Origin of the sequence: Pseudoalteromonas nanhaiensis (assembly GCF_051235485.1) — a bacterium.
GTDB lineage: Bacteria > Pseudomonadota > Gammaproteobacteria > Enterobacterales > Alteromonadaceae > Pseudoalteromonas > Pseudoalteromonas lipolytica_C.
This window is the reverse complement of record NZ_JBPNYQ010000010.1, coordinates 70,203-88,278: the sequence shown is the minus strand read 5'-3', so window position 1 is coordinate 88,278 and position 18,076 is coordinate 70,203. Positions and strand designations below refer to the sequence as shown.

Here is an 18,076-nt window from a genome sequence, read left to right as displayed (position 1 = left end):
TATTATCCTTTAATCATTGAGTGGTGTTGGCAGCTCTACAAATTCAACCCAATACTTACCAAGCGTCTTCATCAGCTCAACTAATCCCTCAAAAGTGACCGGTTTTGTAATGTATGAAGCCGCCCCTAAATCGTAACCTTTAACCATATCTTCTTCTTGCTTTGATGTAGTTAAAATCACAACCGGAATGCCTTTTAAATTAGGGTTTGTCTTGATTGCTTGTAACGCCTCACGGCCATCCATTCGTGGCATATTTAAATCTAGTAAGATCAAGCCAGGCCTTGGTGAACTTTCTTTTTCGCTAAACTTACCTTTGCGTTCAAGGTACTCAAGTAGTTCCACGCCATCTTCAACAAAATATAACTCGTTTAAAACACGGCTTTCAGCTAGAGCATCTTGTGTTAATAAACGATCATCTTCATCATCATCGGCCATTAAAATGGTAATTGGTTTAACTTTATTAAATGGCATTATGCCTCTCCTTGTAATGTGAAAGGGATGTTTCCACAGGTAATTTAATAGTAAAGCTTGCACCTTCACCTACGCGACTACTCGCAAAAATTTCGCCACCGTGACGCTCTACAATTCGTCGACAAACCGATAGGCCAATGCCTGTGCCTTTATATTGTGAACGCCCGTGTAAACGCTGAAACGGAACAAATATTTTTTCTAGGTACTCTTCAGAAAAACCAATACCGTTATCCGAAATAGTAATGATCTCCCACTCGACCTCGCTATTATGAGCTTGGCTAAACTCTTGAGTTCGCTGGTAATTAATGTTTATGACTGGCGGCACATTCTCGCGTCTAAATTTAATGGCATTCGAAAGAATATTTAAAAATAGCTGCAACATTTGGCTCGGATCAGCCTGAATATGAGGAAGTGGCTCTAAATTAACAGTTGATTCAGACTCTTTAATAGCGATCTCAAGGTCATCTAACACCTCATTTACAACGTTATTTAAATCGGTATCTACAAAGTCTTTGCCACGCGTAGTAACTCGAGAAAACTCAAGTAAGTCATTAATAAGGTTAGACATACGCTGCGCCGCATTTTTCATACGGTTAATATAATCAATGCCTTTTTCGCCGAGATCATCCTTAAACATTTTTTCTAGACGGTCGCTAAATGCTTGAATTTTTCTCAGCGGCTCTTGTAAGTCGTGGCTTGCTACAAAGGCAAACTCTTCCAACTCTCTGTTAGAACGACTTAATTCATCTGAATAGATGGTTAGCTCTTGAGTACGCTCTGCTACTTTTACAGCTAAATTTTCATTCTGTTCTTCTAGATCAGCTCTATATTTTGCTGCATTACGAGCGTTAATGCGTGTTAAAACAAACATACCGATCAGCAATAAGGTACTTGTAACAGCAGTAATTGCAAAAGTTAACTTTGCTTCGTTCTTAATTTCTAAAAGCTCAGAAAATAACTCTATTTTAAAATTAAGCTCCCGCATCTGGATTTCATCAACGGCTGTGCGTATCTCTTTGTATAAATCGCGTCCTTTATCTGTAAGTAACAATTGGCGGGCTTTTATATCTTTATTAGCCAATGCAAGATCTGTGGTTTTGGTCATCACAGCAACTTTATCATTGACTAAATAAATCATCCTTGCGATACGATCAGCTTGTCCCGGTATTTCCGAATGAAGACTTTTCACCAGCATTATTTGTGCTTGCATTGAGGCAATTGCATCATTGTATGGCATTAAGTAATCTTCACGATCAGTAAGCAAATAGCCACGCTGCCCTGACTCAGCTTGAACAACAGACAAGTGTAATCGTTCAATAGCTGTATTTAGAGAGTTGGTATTATCTAGACTGTTCTGGATCTCAGTTAATGAGCGAATACTATTAATAGCTAATATAGCGTTTGCAACCACAATACACAGCACGACAGCGATAAAGCTCGCCCAGCTAATGGTGATTTTTCCCTTCTGTTTTTTTCTTTGCATTTGCTTTCCGTTACTCACTAGCGTGGGTATCACTAATTAATTGTAATTGCTCACTACACTGTTGGCAGTTAGCAATTATTTTATCAAGTGCATCAAGTGCTTTTTGCTTTGGCATATCATTTTCTAATACAAGCTTAACTAGCTCTGCATTCATTGAAATACGATTCAATGGTGCGCGTGCATCATGGACTAACTTACGTAAAGACTCGTCATTATTCATAGCTATCCTTTATTATTTGTATTCGCCAATGCCTCCGTAAGCATTTAAACGGTTGTAGAGTGTTTTTGTGCTGATCCCTAACATCTGGGCAGCAATTGTTTTATTTCCTTGTACTTTATCCAATGTCGCGTGGATCAGTTCTTTTTCCACCTCTTCAATGGTTTGTCCTGCCATTACTTGGTTGTTTTGTGTTTCTTTATTTACTTTCGAGAAAGGAGACTCTAATGACTCAGGTAAAACAATTGCCGTACCTTTAGGATCGCTCATAATAAAAGCGCGATGTATTGCATGGCGAAGCTCACGCACGTTACCAGGCCAATCATGAGCCTCAAGCTCTTTTAACTGGCTTGCTTGCCACTTAAAGTCAGTGCCATTTTCTTCATTGAGTTGTTCTAAAAAGGCATTCGCAAGCAGTGGAATATCTTCTTTGCGCTCACGTAGCGGTGGAATATCAATGGGAAATACCGCTAAACGAAAGTAAATATCTTCACGAATAACATTGTTTTGCGCAAGATCTGTTAAAGTACGGTTGGTCGCAGAAATAACCCTACAATTCACCGCTTGCTCTTTTGTACCGCCCACTCGGGTTACTTTTTTGCTCTCAAGCACACGTAATAAGTTTGGCTGCATATCAATCGGCATTTCGGTGACTTCATCTAAAAACAACGTACCACCAGCAGCTTGTTCAAACACACCCTCTTTACGCGCAATCGCACCTGTAAACGCGCCTTTTTCATGACCGAAAAGTTCGCTACCAATCAGCTCTTTTGAAAATGCGCCGCAGTTGGTAGCCACGAGTGGACCATCGCACTCGGTTGCGTTATGAATAGCCTGCGCAACAACCTCTTTACCGGCACCACTTTCGCCCATTAACATCACATTGGCTGATGTTGCTGCCACACGCTCAATCATAGTATAGAGTTTTTTCATCACTTCTGACTCACCGATTAAGGTGCCAAAATGACGCTTAATTGAAGGAGCTGACTTTTTCTTATCAGACGCTTTTTTAGGGTTTAAAACACGCTCAATGTCTTCGCGTTGTAGCGGCTTTACCAAATGCCCCACATTAGCTTCACACATCTCGGCTAATTTACCTTTTACTGATGGGTGACCAGAAATAAGCGTAACTCGCGGAGATTGACCTATTTTTTTTAGGTGTTCGAGTAAGTGTAAACCACTGCCGTCTGGTAACATAAAATCTAAAAAGACGTGGTCAAACGTATTATTTTCAAACCATTGCTCAGCTTCGGCAAGATTGGCAGCAGTATTAATGTTATGCCCAAGGAATTCAACGATGTGACAAACAACATCACTAAATTCACTGTCATCATCAACCAAAAGTACATTCAACATATTAATTCCCTAAGCTTTTTTCATCATTCTACGCAAAGTTTTTCTGAAAAGAAAATACTACACATAGAGTGCATATGCAGTTATTTATTCCGACATTTTACCCCAATAAGTTCCATTTTGGGGTAAAAAAATAAATCTAACATCATTTACACGCTATAGTAACAACTCAAATATTAAATTAAGCTGTATTTGATTAAATACAAGAAGTTTTATGGCACATGAAGTTATTAAAAAAAGTACTCCACCCAAGTTTAAGTGAACAGTATGGTAGTGTGTTTATTCGCAACACAGCACGAGCCATTGTATTGAAAGGTGAACAAGTACTACTTTTATATACCGCCCGTTATGATGACTACAGCTTACCTGGCGGTGGTATCGATGACGGTGAATCTATCGAGCAAGGGCTACTCAGAGAGCTTCATGAAGAAACTGGCGCGCAACAAATAAAGATTAAACATCCCCTTGGTTTATATGAAGAGATCAGGCCTTGGTACAAAGACGATTTTGATTGTGTGCATATAAAATCTTACTGTTATTTTTGTGAAATAAGTGATGAATTTGCAGATCCAAAAATGGAACACTACGAAGTTCAAAACGGTATGCAACCCAAATGGGTAAACATATTTGATGCCATAGCACACAATGAAACAACTATGGCAATGAGTGATAAGCAGGGATTATCGATACAGCGCGAAACTTATTTACTCAAGCTGATTGCCAACACGCTTTAAGCTTATTTTGCTATAAAAGCACGGTATATTTTACTATACCGTGCTAACACCTTTTAATACTTATACAGCCTTAGGTGAAGCGTAGTAGCGCCATATTCCTAATAAATTACTCAATAGAAATACCGTTTCCATTACCACTGCGACTGGGGAAAACACGATCGCATTATGTGTTATCCAACACAGTGTACCAATAACCATCATAAGCCTTAATGATAGGTCTTTGCCTTGGAACGACGCGTAGGTTTGAATTAAAGTTGCAACTAAGGCAATAAAACTTACCCAGTTATACCAAGTTAGGCTCACAGCGGTAATACTTACCGACATAAAAGTAACCATCACCCAGGTTTTACGAGCAAAAATACAATATGCATAGCGCACTGCCGCTATTAGCATTAAGCTTGCGGCACTTAAATTATCAAGTAGCAAAAAGTGAACTGATGTGAGTAATACCGAACTAAACAAACAGGCTAAAATAACGTGCCTTTGCCTAAATTGAAAAGATGCTAAATCGAGTAATGTGGCGATTGCAACTAAGCACTGGGATAAAATAAACATAACGACTCCTGAAAAACCAGCAGTGTAATGTTCACCGTTTTGCCACACCTTAACTTAAGTTAAGACGCCCTCTAATTCGTGATAAAGAAATAGCTGAGATCCCTAAATACATAGCAACCTCACTTAAACTCAATTGCGAAAGCCAATGCGGTTTATTATCCAGCAAATACTGATACCTTTGCTCTGGCGTATTAAGTAGTAAAAAGGCTTCTTTTGCCTCCTTAAATAATAACTGCTGAGTAATTAACCTATGTTTTAATTCTTGCCAATCAGGGCCATCAAGTAAAGCCAAAGGTACTTTAATAAGCTCAGCATCTCGTATCACTTTAAGCTGGTAAAACGCATTAGTTTTGGTCAACCAGTTGCCATAGAGCAGTGCAAACTCATCTTGAAAATAAAACTCTTTGCACTTTTCTGAGCCCTGCTCTGATGCATGTATTGCCGCAAGTACGCCAGAAACAATCAAATAACCCACATCTTGTTGATTGCCTTGTTGCAATAGAACATCACCTTTAGCATAACGCTTCATTATGCATTGCCCAGCAAGCTTATGGCGAAACTCACTGGCAAGCTGATGATAACTATCACCTAGCGGAAGTAACTGGGTATCACTCAAGATTGCCAACCTTGCATTAGTAATTCAGTAATTTGCTTAGCGTTAATGCCTTCTCTGGCAATAAAGCGCTCACCACACCAAAGCGGTGTAAAGCCACTGTCGCCATTTGCTTCCGATTTTGAGCGCAATGCCGTCATCGCAATTGACGCATAAGGAAAAGGTGGCGCTTGCTCTGGCATCGCACCTAACTGTTGCATCACTCGATTACGTATTCCTCGCGCCGGACGACCAGAAAACAAAGTCGTCAATTCAGTTGAATCTGGCGAAACTTTTTTTAATGCTTCACGATGTAATGTGCCTGTCGTAGCTTCTTCACACAGTAAGTAAGCGCTCCCAACCTGAACCGCAGTAACGCCTAATGCTTGGTACTGGGCTACATCTTCAGCTGTGCAAATTCCACCCGCAGCAATAACGGGTATATCAAGCTCTACACACTCTCGCACTAATTGTACTGTGGTTGGTTGCAGCGATAAATCCATTGATAAAAAATGGCCGCGGTGGCCGCCTGCTTCAATCCCTTGTGCAATAACTGCATCGGCACCGTTTGCTTGTAACCAATGTGCTTCATCAAGGGTTGTGGCGGATGAAAGAACGACCCCGCCCCACGCTTTAATTTGAGAAAGAATATCTTTACTTGGCAAACCAAAATGAAAGCTTACAACTGGCGGCTTATAAGGCGCAATTACATCAATAACCTGCTGATTAATAGGCTGGCGTGAAGCGTTACGGGTAAATTGTGAGGCATCTATAGCAAACTCCTCAAAATAAGGTGCAAGCACATTATGCCAAGCAGTCTGCTGCTCCAGTGTATAGTCAGGTGTATGATGACAAAAGAAATTAAGATTATAGGGTTTGTCTGTATGCTGACTAATATAATCAAGCTCTGACTTTAATTGCTCAGTCGAAAGCATAGCGCAAGGTAACGAACCAAGCCCCCCAGCTTCACATACAGCCACTGTCAATTTGGCATTTTGCACACCCGCCATCGGCGCTTGAATAATTGCCAGCTCGGTATTTAACACAGAATTTATCATTACGTATTCCTTGTAAGTTTTGCAGCCTATTGCAGTTTTTACATATCAAAGCAAATAAAACACTAAAGAAAAAACAACTAAAAAATTAAAAAAAACAATAAGATAAAAACAAATGCAAGTCGGTATTACCTTTGCAGGTTACACATTACATTTTAAAGGAGGTAATAATGACTGATACTGTAACTACAATCAATCCAACCAATGAACAACCCCTAGAAACCTATAGTTTAATATCATTGCAAGAAGCCAATGCAGAAATCGACAAGTGTCATCAGGCATTTTTATCATGGCGTGATACCACACTCGAACAACGTGCAACACTCCTCAATCAACTTGCTGAGGTTATTGAGTCTAATAAACAAGAATTAGCTCAATTGATGACCGATGAAATGGGCAAGTTATATCAACAAGGCCTTCAAGAAGTTGAGCTGTGTGCTGCAATTTGTCGCTACACTGCTGAACAAGGACCTACAGTTCTTGCTGATGAAAGCCGCGATATGCAAAATGGCCGTGCAATTATCAGCTATCAGCCAATTGGTGTTATTTTAGGTATTCAACCTTGGAATTTCCCACTTTACCAAGTCATTCGCTATGCTTGCGCTAACATTATGGCGGGCAATACCACGGTTCTTAAACACGCAGGTAATGTATTTGGCATGGCCGAAAAGATTGAGCAACTGTTTTCGCAAGCAGGTTTTCCAGACTATTGCTTTAAGAACCTACTTATCGGTGGCAGTACAGCAAGTGAATTGATTGAGCATAAAGCTATTCGCGGTGTCACATTTACTGGCAGTGACGAAACCGGTAAAAAGGTCGCTGAGCGTGCGGGTAAACAGGTCAAGAAAACCGTATTGGAACTTGGCAGTAATGATGCCTACGTCGTGCTTGATGATGCAGACTTAAACACAGCGATCACGGCATGTACTCAAGGACGTTTAATTAATAACGGCCAAACCTGTGTTGCCGCAAAACGCTTTATTGTGGTTGATGCCTTATACAATGATTTTAAAGCTTTAATTAAAGAGCAATTTGAGCAAGTCGTTCTTGGCGATCCGAATGATGAAAAAACCACGCTTGGTCCAATGGCTCGTAAAGATCTACGCGATAAACTACATCAACAAGTAACTGAGTCGGTAGAAGCCGGCGCAAAAGTGCTTACTGGTGGCTATATTCCAGAACACTCGGGGTGCTATTACAGCCCAACGCTACTTGAGAATATCAAACCGGGCATGCCCGCCTATGATGATGAATTATTTGGCCCTGTAGCATCGCTTATCAGAGCAAAAGATAATGATGAGGCAATGCAAATTGCTAATGACTCGCGCTATGGTCTTGGCGGCGGTATTTTCTCAAAAGACGAGCAAGCTGCCATTGAGCTAGCAAAGCACCACTTTGATACCGGTATGGTAAATATCAACGGCTATGGGCTAGCCCAGCCAAACCTGCCATTTGGTGGTGTAAAAGACAGTGGCTATGGCCGTGAACATGGCGGCTTTGGGCTACGAGAATTTGTTAATATCAAAACCATTATGGTCAACGACTAAACACAAAAAAGGGCTCTACGGAGCCCTTTTAAATACCTAATCATTATCATTCTTCAAACATTGGCACCTGTTGCTTTGACACTGTTGGCATTTTTAACTCATCCACCGCTTTTTCTTTATCTATTTGCTCTTGCTGTTTTTGATTGTCAGAATCTGGGTTATAAACAAGCTCAGTAAGAAGCGCAAAATGATCAGAACCATATTTTGCCAACCGCTCAATGCGTTTCACACTAAACTCATTACTATGAAAAAGGTGATCTAGTGGCCAGCGCATAAAGAAATAACTGGCATGAAAGGTATTAAAAAAACCTCTCCCTTTACGTGGGTCTAACAAACCACTGATACGCATAAACAAGCGGGTACTACGCGACCATGCAACATCATTTAGATCACCGGCAACGATACAAGGTCGCTGCCTGTTTTTAAGTGCTTTCGCTAAAATAATCAGCTCAGTATCACGGGGTCGTGAACTGTCTTCTTCTGTGGGACTCGGAGGAGCAGGATGAATAAAGTGTCCTTGCATTTCAACACCATCAGCGTCTTCAAATAAAATATGGATCGAGGGAATTTCGCTTTCGATAAGCTCACACACTTGTTGTTGTTTGATTTTAAACTTGCTGTACAAGTGCATGCCATAGCGATTATCTTTTGGGCAGTAGACACGATACGGATAATCTGGCTCTAAACTACTCAGTTTATTTTGCCAAGTTTGATCAGACTCTAAGGTTATGAATAGGTCTGGTTGGTGCGTTCTAACTAAACCTATGAGTTTGTCGAATTCAGTGTTCGACATCAGTACATTTGCCGACATAATACGAATACTGTGCTTATCATCTTTATTGCTTGAGGCAACTTCTTTATTAGCCAACCTTGTGTAAGGGTAAATCCAACCAACTTGCAGTAGCAGAACTAGGATACTAGCCAGAGCAAAACCAATAAAAAGCAATGACTCCGTTCGACTGATTAAATAACATGATGCAACTAAACACATTCCTGCAAGGTAAACCACTTGCAAACGTACAAAGTCACAACTACGAATTAAATAATGTTGGGAGTATGAAAATGGCAGGATTGAGACCACCAGCAGCAGAGCTAGCAGTATACTCAATCCATAAGTCATACAGCTTTGTAGCAAAACTAGCGACTCAATATTGATACAATTTCGCGAGTGTCTTCAACTAAACGAACAACAGTATTGTCTACCTCAATAGAAATTAATCCATCGCGATCACGCGAGTTAATTATTTTACCGCGGCGGTAAATATCACGATCGAGAATGTCGCCCTTACGAAGTTTTTTCTGCCAACCTGGTGGTAAATCACCACCGTTATCTAGCTTTTTCTCTAGACCCGGTGGAAGACTCTTTCCTTTGTCTTTGTCCTTATCTTTTGCCAATACACCTGTTGTGGCTAGACTTAATCCCAACACAGCAACCGTTAATAATGCTTTCATGCAAATACTCCTTTTTTATATACACTTTTAAGCGTAGCAAGTTTTCCTGAACAAGGTATGAAATAACCAAAAAAAGCCGCATTAGCGGCTTCTTACAGGATTAACGATGACGAGTAACGATTGATAATATCTCTCGCGTATCATGTACTAAATGAATCAGGCGGTCATCGATTTCGATGGCAATAATACCATTTCGATCACGGCGCTTAATTACACGCCCATGTCGATAAATATCACGGTCCAGGATGTCACCGTGGTGAAGACGTTTATACCAACCTGGTGGTAAACCACCACCATGTCCTACTTTTTTGTATAAACCGGGTGGTAAATCACGGTAGCTATAACGGTCATACCTATCGTGGCGATCATGATGATGGTGATGCTTGTGATGCTTCTTATGTTTATGATGCTTTTTACGCTCATGTTTGCGCTCATATCTATCATGGTCACGGTCATGTTTTGCGTATGCTTCCATCGGAATAAAGCTTAGACCCAAAACAGCAACAGAGATAGTTAGTAATTTATTCATAATTGAGACCCTCAACTTTGCTCATGTTGAAAGCCTAACGTTTGTTGCTGAATCATAGATGAAGGGTTACAATTTAAAAACGCAACTGTTTACATATCAACACATTAGAAAGCCAATCTTTACATTTCTTTAAACTTCTTTGGTCATCATAGCCAATTTTATGACTCGATTTTGACTTTTTACAACGCTAATTACCGAAAATAGGGCAGTACTTTTCATGCTGATTTAAAGTGCGAATTTTTAGCGTCATAAACACAACGTAAAAAGTTATTAATCGCGAAAGCTTTTACCCATCCTAAAAAGCAGTTACCCTTTGATTTTGTTGTACCTAACCAAAGGGTTTTCATGAAGTTGTCGATACTCTCAGTGCTTGTGAGCACCTCATTAATTAATCAGCAAGCGATTGCTAATAATGAGCTAGAACATATTACAACAACCGCCTCGCGCAGCGAGGTATTGGCAGATCCACTGCCTGTTGTGGTAAGTAGTATTTCACAAAAGCAACTGGCACTTATCGCTCCAACCCATATTGAACAAGCCCTAAAGCAAGTTGCCGGTGCTAATCTTCAACATGGTAACGGCCAAGAGTATTTACCCGCTTTACGTTCGCCTGTGCTATCAGGTGCCGGTGCTTGCGGTGGTTTACTTACTGCTGAAGATGGTATTCCACTTCGCGCAGCTGGCTTTTGCAACATCAATGAATTATTCGAAGCCCACACTGAAATGGCTGATCGTATCGAAGTACTGAAAGGCCCCGGCTCTGCTCTTTATGGTTCAAACGCAGTGCATGGTGTGGTCAACGTGATCACCCCTGATACAACCTATGACCACAACCAACTTGGTTTTGATTACGGTTCGTTTGGCTATACCCGCTATAAACTAGGTACGGGTCGTGACTTTGGCAAGCAAGGCTTAGGCATTAATGCCACGATCACCCGAGATACGGGTTATCGCGATGACGAAAGTGTTGATCAAGAAAAGCTCTCGCTACGTCACCGTTTTGATGGCGAAAAACTAAGTGTAAGTACAGGCCTTACTTATACCCATTTAGATCAGCAAACTGCTGGCTACATCGAGGGCTTTGAAAGCTATAAGGATGAGCAAATAGCACAGTCTAACTTTGACCCTGATGCATTTCGTAAGGCCCGCTCTTTGCGTGTTTGGTCAAAGCTAAATTGGACACAAAATGAAGCTAACAGCTTTACCCTAACGCCTTATATTCGCGACCAAAACATGACCTTCTTTAAGCATTTTTTACCGGGTACTCCCCTTGAAGAAAATGCTCAGCAAGGTGTTGGCCTACAATCTAGCTGGCAGCATAAGTTGACCGCTTCTAGCCTGTTAACTGTTGGCTTTGATGGTGAGCTTACTGATGCTGATTTTTTACAATATCAAGACGGCCCCACTCAAGGCTCAGCGTTTTTAGTCGCCACCGTGCCACAAGGCAAACATTATGACTATCAAGTAACAAGTACCCTATTGGCACCATTTGTTAACCTTGATTGGCAACTTGATGAGTTACTTATCAGCCTTGGTGGCCGATACGAGCGTATGCGATATGACTACAACAACCATATGTTGGCTGGTCGCACAAAAGAAGATGGTACTCCATGCGCAATGGGCGGATGTCGCTATTCTCGACCAGAAAGCGGCGAAAATCGCTTTACTAACTTTTCGCCTAAGCTTGGTTTAAGCTATCAATATGCTGAAAACCAGTTTATTTATGCCAATGCTTCAGAAGGTTATCGAGCACCGCAAGCGGCAGAGCTTTATCAGTTACAACGCGAACAAAATGTCGCAGATCTGAAATCTGAAACAGCTAAAAACCTAGAGCTTGGTATAAAAGGTCAACAAGCACAGCTGCATTATGTAGTTAGCATTTATGCAATGAACAAAAAGAACACGATTTTCCGTGACAGTGATTTTTATTACGTCAATGATGGCCAAACCCAGCATCGTGGTGTTGAGCTTGAATTAGCCTATGCCATTACGCCAAGCTTATCGATGCAGTTAGCCGCAAGCCACGCCAAGCATACATACAGTTATGACCAGTTACTCAGCGGGATAAATATTAATGGCAATTTCATCGATACTGCACCACGTAACATCGCAAACTTACAGCTACTTTGGCAAGCAAACGACATAACGCGTGTTGGACTTGAGCTACATACCACCAGCAGTTACTTTACTGATCCTGAAAACCTGCATAGTTACGAAGGCCACTCGCTAGTTAACTTAAGAGCGGCGTGGCAATTAACAGCAAACTTTACGGTGACTGCACGAGTGAACAATTTAACCGACGAGCGTTATGCTGAGCGTGCTGACTACACCACATTTAGTGGCGACCGCTACTTTCCGGGTAGACCGCGCAATGCCATGTTATCAGTAAGTTATCAGTTTTAAGTAACCGCATTTTTTGGTGAGCTATCTCATAGTTCACCCACGCTGTTTAGTGTTTTGGTATGATAAATGTACCTCTTGCTATGATTTCTAAACAGCGTGACATCATCTCAAAACTTATTTCGTAACCTTGTTTTAGTGCTGGGCATTTTTCTTATTGCAGCCAGTTTAAGAGCGCCGATCACTGGCATTGCACCAGTACTTGAACAGATCATTGAACAATTTAAGTTAAATGCATCGCAAGCCGGTATGTTGACGACTCTACCTTTAATCGCGTTTGCTATTGCCTCGCCTATGGCGGCAAGTCTTGCTAAAAAGTGCGGCCTTGAAGTATCACTATTTATTGCTCTTGTACTAATAGGCATAGGGGTTGTATCTCGTGTTATTGATTCTGCCACTGTGCTATTTATTGGCACCGCAGTGATTGGCGTAGGTATCGCGATTGGTAATGTGCTATTGCCAAGCCTGATAAAAAGAGACTTTCCACATAAAGTGGCAGTGATGACATCTAGTTATGTTTTAGCAATGGGCATATTTGGTGGCAGCTATTCAGCACTCATCATTCCACTGGCAGAATATAAAGAACTTGGCTGGCAATTGGCACTCGCAAGTTATGGCTTATTGGTTGTACTGGCAATAGTGGTGTGGTTACCGCAACTTAAGCAACATACCATGCCAAAACAGTCTCATGTACCTGGTAGCACACAAAGCAAAATTTGGCACTCAGCACTTGCTTGGCAAATCACTTTGCTGCTCGGTTTTAACTCATTTTTCACTTATATCATGCTAGGTTGGCTACCCAGTATACTTATAGAAGGTGGCCATAGCGCTCAGCATGCAGGTGCTTTGCAAGGCGCCTTTCAAGTTGCCTCGGCACTGCCGGGTATTGTGCTTATTCCACTACTTGCCAAATTAAAAGATCAACGCATCTTAACCCTAAGCCTGGCGTTACTTGGTGCGCTTTGTTCAGTCGGGTTATTAGTTGCACCTAGTTTTGCGACACTCTGGTCGATCACGCTAGGTTTTTGCTCAGGTGCGTGTTTTATCTTAGGCTTATCATTTGTAAGTTTGCGAACTCATGACTCAATGCAAGCCGCGGCATTATCAGGAATGGCACAATGCATCGGGTATTTACTAGCTGCAACAGGCCCTATTATTGCGGGGTCCTTACATAGCTATTTTAATAACTGGGCAGGAGCACTTTGGCTGTGTATTGCATCAAGCCTACTGTGTGCATTGTTTGGTTACTTAAGTGGCCGAAATGTCACTATCGAGCAACAATAAAAATGAAACCGCACCTATTTAGGTGCAGTTTCAAAGGCACTCATATCACTTAGGTTATCGAGCCAAGGTTTATGTGAACGATACCAAATATGGGCTTTAGGGATAAGCTCATCAGCTTGCTCTACAGCGCCAATTCGTAAGCCATAAATACGCTCGCCAGCTCCTACAGAAGTCGCGTACAAGGCTGTACCACAGTTACCACAAAACCCTTGCGCACGCTGATTACCACTTTCAGCGATTTTTATATATTCTTTTGGTGGAGCACCTGTTAAGGTAACCCCATCTGGCACAGACACCACAACCGTGCGAAAAGGCGCACCCGAGATAATTTGGCAGTCAGTGCAGTGACAGTTAATCACTTTATTTTCATCAACTTCTGCATGGTAAGTTACCTCACCACAATGACAACGACCGGTAACCTTCATATTAAACTCCTTGTTGAGATGACTGCTCTTTTACTGGGTAGTGATTGGCATGTTTTAAGCTTTGTAAGTCATTAAAACGTACCCCATGCTGGGCCATAATAGGATGTATTTTTTTGCTGATCAATTGCCTAATGTAAAAGGGCTGATTCGGCACAAAATGATGGATTGTATGCGTGCGGCCAAAATCAAAACAAAATAACTGAAATGGTAAAAACCAGCGACTGGTGATCACTTGCGTTTGCTCAAGCAAGTTATTTACACCGCCATAATAATGCATGGAAGATGTCACTAAGTTAAGAGAGCTCGAACGAATCATATTAGGCACAATAAGTACCACCATTAAAAACTCTGCCATCGCCAGTAATTCAGCTCCCCATGTTGGCAATGTAAATGGCTGCACAAACTGCACAGCGTAATAAGCAATTACCCCATAAAGAATCGCAAAGTACGCGGTTGTAATCGGAAAGCCTGCATTAAACACGCGTAAAAACTTAAAACCGCTAATTTCTTTACTAAATCGCTTGGTATTCACAAGCAAACCTAGCAGGCCATCAATAATGACCAAGCCTCTCAAAAATGGCGATTTAATGCCATTGCCCACTAAACGCTCTTCTAAATCTTGTGAGGTGCCGGATACTTTATGGTGATGTAAATGAATTTTTCTGCGATACCAAGGGTTAACCGTATTGGGTCGCATAAGCCACACGGTTAACATCATTAGGTTATGAATATAAGGGCGATTACTAAAATACTGCTTGTGGATCAGGTCATGCTCTAGCTCATGCGATATCGAGGTAATAAAAGCAGCCAGAATGATACACAGCCATGCAGGTATAATAGCTAGGTAATAAAGTCCCGCAACGCCAATCAGTACGCTTAACGACATTAGTAAAATAACCATCGCAATGGTGTTTTGCTGGTTGAGTATAGGGAAACGTGTTCTAAGCGACTGCTCTTCGACCTTAATGGCAGTAACAATCGCCTTTATGTTTTGCTTTGCGGTTAATTTTGACATCACAAGCTTTGCTAACTGGTTGATATCAAAATCATACCGTAATTACCTACCGCTCTCGAGAAAATTGCGTTAAAAATGGCACTACATCATTTGCTGGCAATGGCTTAGAAAAGTAATAGCCTTGAATATAATCACAACCCGCTTCAGTTAGAACCGCTAGCTGCTCACGCTCTTCGACCCCTTCAGCAACAACTTTAATACCTAACACCCGACTCATTTGAATAATCGATTTAACCAGCGCTTCGTCACCTAAATCAACATGCACTTCATCAATAAATGACTTATCAAGCTTTAGTACATCAACCGGGAAGCGGCGCAAATAACTAAGAGACGAGTAACCGGTACCAAAATCATCTAATGAAATTAAACACCCTGCTTGCTTCAACTGCTTTAATACATCGAGATGGTTTGTATTTTCTGGCGCTAGCACACTTTCAGTTAACTCAAATGAAATCTTTGATGGTTTAACACCCTGTTTTTTAATGATTTCAAGCCATGTATTACGCTCAGGGTTAAACTCAGTAAACTCAAATAAAGAGCGATTCACGTTAAAAACAAAGTTTTCATAACCTTCTGCTTCTAACGCTTTTATTTGCTGACAGGTTTTAATCAACACAAGTTCACCGAGAGGTATAATCACTCGAGACTCTTCAGCTAACGGAATAAACTCAACAGGTGATACCCATTGCCCTTGATTATTCCAACGCACCAAACTTTCGAATTTAGCAACCGTGTTATTTTCAACATCAATAATCGGCTGAAAATACACCTCTAACTCGTTATTTTTAACCGCTTGCGTTAATTGCTCAACTAATAGGTTATGCTTTTTAACTTTAATATCCATATCTTTACAGAAAAATAAGTACTCTTCTGCAACTTGCTTTGCATTTAATGTAGCCAGCTCTGCTTGTCTTATTAAACGACGAGCAATTTTTTCTATTTTATGTTGCGATGTTGTATCACTGGTTTGTTCTAATCTGCTAATACCCAATGTAACTGATATTTGTTGATTGATACCACCAATTGAAAAAGGCTCAAGCAATAACGTAGTAACCTGTTTACATACATGTTCAAGTTCACTCGTGTGCTGATAGGTCTGCAAGATAGCAAAACTATCGCCATCTATTCGCGAAAAAGCACATTCTTTAAAATGGCGTTCAAGTCGCTCTGCTAACTTACATAAAACCCTATCACCAAATGTTAAGCCGTATACCGTGTTAATATCTTGGAACTTGTCGATATCAAAGTAAATTACAGCTAAATTGGTATCCGCATCGTCTTGATAAGACAGCGACGACACAAGCTGGCACAAGTACTCTTTAAAATAAAAGCGATTGGTTAAACCGGTGAGCTGGTCATGATTCGCATGAAAGTAGATTTTCTGTTCTGCTTCTTTCTTCTCAGTGATATCAAGAATAAACGCCACATAACAATCTTCACCATTATTTTGCATTTTGGTTATAGATAAAAATTGTGTATACAGCGTACCTTGTTTAGTCTTGTTAGTGATTTCACCGGACCACTTACCCTCAGTATTAATTTGGTGCCACATTGCTTTGTAAAAATGAGGATCATATTTGTTTGAGCTTAAAATTTTTGGGTTTTGCCCTAAAACTTCATCCAACGAGTAGCCCGTCATTTCCGTAAATGCGGTATTCGCGTAGGTAATATGTACATTGTGGTCGCAAATAAAAATTGCTTCGTGGCTTTGTTCTATAAGTTGATTTGCAAAATCGAGTTTAGCAATAAAGCGGTCTTTCTCAATTTCACGTTGAATAAGGCCGGTAAATAATGAGAAAAACGATTCTATTTGCATCGCGTCGTTTATTTCATGCTGAAATAGCGCGACAAGAATAGTATCAGTTTTGCCAGACACGCTTTGTAGAGGTACCCCTACATAAGCTTCAACTCCCATATCAACGAGCATCTGATCGTTTGGAAATAACTGCTGAACACCAGCACTATAACTAGAAATACTGCCGCATTTTACATCGTTACAGGGGGTACAGCGGATATCGTAGCTGATGTTCTCAACAATTTCGTCATGCGCAGCCAAAGCGATGGTCGTCGCATGTAACGTTGACTCATCAACTTGAGCTAAAAAAACATAAGAGGCACCAAGTACTTCAGACAAGGAAAGGCATATTGCATTATAAAAGTTTTCACTTTTAAGATTAGATATACTTTCAACAATACGTTTTAAGTCGTATGTACCCACGCGATGCCACCCTACCGATTCAATGCACTAAGTGATTGACTTCACTTATACTTAGACCACAAATTGTATTATAAGATTGTTCTAAACACCATCGGACACTAGTCTAAAATGGTGACATTGCGAGCAAAAAAGCACACATTTTTCGGGGTTATTTAATAATTAAGCATAGTTCGAACTTGACCGCTTATAAATAGAACAAAAGTTGCTTTAATAGTGGCTGAATGGATACTTTATAACGAATTGCAAGCACTAGACAAAGTTCCCCGAAGGAATAGCTTTAGCCTTGATTGTTTTGTGTATGGTTAGGTTTGCTTGGTTAGTCACTAAAGTACCTTTACGAACTGGATTGCTGAAGATAGCTTGCCCCGCGTGGCGCTCAAGTCCGCTAAAGACTTTTCAGGCATAAAAAAACCCTAACCAATTGGCTAGGGTTAAAAAGTGGTACCAGTAGGCGGACTTTTACTTACTCCAGTGCCACGCCCCGCGTGGCGCTCAAGTCCGATAAAGACTTTTTCAGGCATAAAAAAACCCTAACCAATTGGCTAGGGTTAAAAAGTGGTACCAGTAGGCGGACTTTTACTTACTTCAGTGCCACGCCCCGCGTGGCGCTCAAGTCCGCTAACTACTTTTCAGGCATAAAAAAAACCCAGCAAAACTGCTGGGGTCATAAAAGTGGTACCAGTAGGCGGACTTTTACTTACTTCAGTGCCACGCCCCGCGTGGCGCTCAAGTCCGCTAACTACTTT

General features: G+C 41.0%; 16 protein-coding genes and 1 pseudogene. 4 read left to right on the top strand and 13 right to left on the bottom strand.

Features of this window, described 5'->3' with window-relative positions:
* Nucleotides 1–9: 9 nt before the first annotated feature.
* The 4 genes and pseudogenes from ACSFVZ_RS10785 to ACSFVZ_RS10770 form a co-directional block, all read right to left on the bottom strand.
* Complete coding sequence (locus ACSFVZ_RS10785) at nt 10–471, bottom strand: response regulator (RefSeq protein WP_135923655.1); 462 nt, start codon at nt 469–471, stop codon at nt 10–12.
* Nucleotides 471–1,954, bottom strand: a pseudogene (locus ACSFVZ_RS10780) (sensor histidine kinase). Before ACSFVZ_RS10780 ends, ACSFVZ_RS10785 begins: the two are co-directional and overlap by 1 nt.
* 10 nt (nt 1,955–1,964) lie before the next feature.
* Nucleotides 1,965–2,174, bottom strand: coding sequence for a histidine kinase (locus tag ACSFVZ_RS10775; protein ID WP_135923653.1), 210 nt, complete (start codon nt 2,172–2,174; stop codon nt 1,965–1,967).
* Between the two features lie 12 nt (nt 2,175–2,186).
* Nucleotides 2,187–3,527 (bottom strand): sigma-54-dependent transcriptional regulator, encoded by a 1,341-nt coding sequence (locus ACSFVZ_RS10770; RefSeq protein WP_135923652.1) that lies wholly within the window; start codon nt 3,525–3,527, stop codon nt 2,187–2,189.
* Nucleotides 3,528–3,745: 218 nt separating this feature from the next.
* Here ACSFVZ_RS10770 and ACSFVZ_RS10765 point away from each other — a divergent pair, with 218 nt between their 5' ends.
* Nucleotides 3,746–4,258: an NUDIX hydrolase gene (locus ACSFVZ_RS10765; protein WP_135923651.1), complete on the top strand. Its 513-nt coding sequence runs from the start codon at nt 3,746–3,748 to the stop codon at nt 4,256–4,258.
* A gap of 60 nt (nt 4,259–4,318) precedes the next feature.
* On the opposite strand, the gene ACSFVZ_RS10760 is transcribed toward ACSFVZ_RS10765, so the two are convergent.
* From ACSFVZ_RS10760 to ACSFVZ_RS10750, 3 genes are read right to left on the bottom strand one after another with little or no spacing between them, the layout of a single operon-like run.
* Nucleotides 4,319–4,813 (bottom strand): YgjV family protein, encoded by a 495-nt coding sequence (locus ACSFVZ_RS10760; protein WP_435558837.1) that lies wholly within the window; start codon nt 4,811–4,813, stop codon nt 4,319–4,321.
* 49 nt (nt 4,814–4,862) lie between these two features.
* Nucleotides 4,863–5,429 carry a Crp/Fnr family transcriptional regulator gene (locus tag ACSFVZ_RS10755; protein ID WP_199526856.1) on the bottom strand — a complete coding sequence of 189 codons (567 nt, stop codon included), beginning with the start codon at nt 5,427–5,429 and terminating at the stop codon, nt 4,863–4,865.
* Complete coding sequence (locus tag ACSFVZ_RS10750) at nt 5,426–6,463, bottom strand: NAD(P)H-dependent flavin oxidoreductase (RefSeq protein WP_435558836.1); 1,038 nt, start codon at nt 6,461–6,463, stop codon at nt 5,426–5,428. Before ACSFVZ_RS10750 ends, ACSFVZ_RS10755 begins: the two co-directional genes overlap by 4 nt.
* A gap of 167 nt (nt 6,464–6,630) precedes the next feature.
* On the opposite strand from ACSFVZ_RS10750, the gene ACSFVZ_RS10745 reads away from it, so the two are divergent.
* Nucleotides 6,631–8,007, top strand: coding sequence for an NAD-dependent succinate-semialdehyde dehydrogenase (locus tag ACSFVZ_RS10745; RefSeq protein WP_435558835.1), 1,377 nt, complete (start codon nt 6,631–6,633; stop codon nt 8,005–8,007).
* A gap of 46 nt (nt 8,008–8,053) precedes the next feature.
* On the opposite strand, the gene ACSFVZ_RS10740 is transcribed toward ACSFVZ_RS10745, so the two are convergent.
* The 3 genes from ACSFVZ_RS10740 to ACSFVZ_RS10730 form a co-directional block, all read right to left on the bottom strand.
* A complete protein-coding gene (locus ACSFVZ_RS10740) occupies nt 8,054–9,127 on the bottom strand; it encodes an endonuclease/exonuclease/phosphatase family protein (RefSeq protein WP_435558834.1) in 1,074 nt (357 codons plus the stop codon).
* Nucleotides 9,128–9,144: 17 nt separating this feature from the next.
* Nucleotides 9,145–9,459 carry a hypothetical protein gene (locus ACSFVZ_RS10735; RefSeq protein WP_135923645.1) on the bottom strand — a complete coding sequence of 105 codons (315 nt, stop codon included), beginning with the start codon at nt 9,457–9,459 and terminating at the stop codon, nt 9,145–9,147.
* Nucleotides 9,460–9,559: 100 nt separating this feature from the next.
* Entirely contained in the window at nt 9,560–9,988 is a 429-nt protein-coding gene (locus ACSFVZ_RS10730; RefSeq protein WP_435558832.1) for a hypothetical protein, read from the bottom strand.
* A gap of 345 nt (nt 9,989–10,333) precedes the next feature.
* Here ACSFVZ_RS10730 and ACSFVZ_RS10725 point away from each other — a divergent pair, with 345 nt between their 5' ends.
* Together ACSFVZ_RS10725 and ACSFVZ_RS10720 are read left to right on the top strand one after the other, a co-directional pair.
* On the top strand, nt 10,334–12,391 hold the full coding sequence (locus ACSFVZ_RS10725) for a TonB-dependent receptor (protein WP_435558831.1): 2,058 nt from the start codon (nt 10,334–10,336) through the stop codon (nt 12,389–12,391).
* Nucleotides 12,392–12,487: 96 nt separating this feature from the next.
* Complete coding sequence (locus ACSFVZ_RS10720) at nt 12,488–13,672, top strand: MFS transporter (protein WP_435558830.1); 1,185 nt, start codon at nt 12,488–12,490, stop codon at nt 13,670–13,672.
* A gap of 14 nt (nt 13,673–13,686) precedes the next feature.
* On the opposite strand, the gene ACSFVZ_RS10715 is transcribed toward ACSFVZ_RS10720, so the two are convergent.
* Genes ACSFVZ_RS10715 through ACSFVZ_RS10705 form a run of 3 tightly spaced genes read right to left on the bottom strand, consistent with a single transcriptional unit; the run spans nt 13,687 to nt 17,330 of the window.
* On the bottom strand, nt 13,687–14,097 hold the full coding sequence (locus ACSFVZ_RS10715; protein ID WP_435558829.1) for a GFA family protein: 411 nt from the start codon (nt 14,095–14,097) through the stop codon (nt 13,687–13,689).
* 1 nt (nt 14,098) lies between these two features.
* On the bottom strand, nt 14,099–15,112 hold the full coding sequence (locus tag ACSFVZ_RS10710; RefSeq protein WP_435558828.1) for a fatty acid desaturase: 1,014 nt from the start codon (nt 15,110–15,112) through the stop codon (nt 14,099–14,101).
* A gap of 46 nt (nt 15,113–15,158) precedes the next feature.
* Entirely contained in the window at nt 15,159–17,330 is a 2,172-nt protein-coding gene (locus tag ACSFVZ_RS10705; RefSeq protein WP_435558827.1) for a putative bifunctional diguanylate cyclase/phosphodiesterase, read from the bottom strand.
* Between the last annotated feature and the right edge of the window lie 746 nt (nt 17,331–18,076).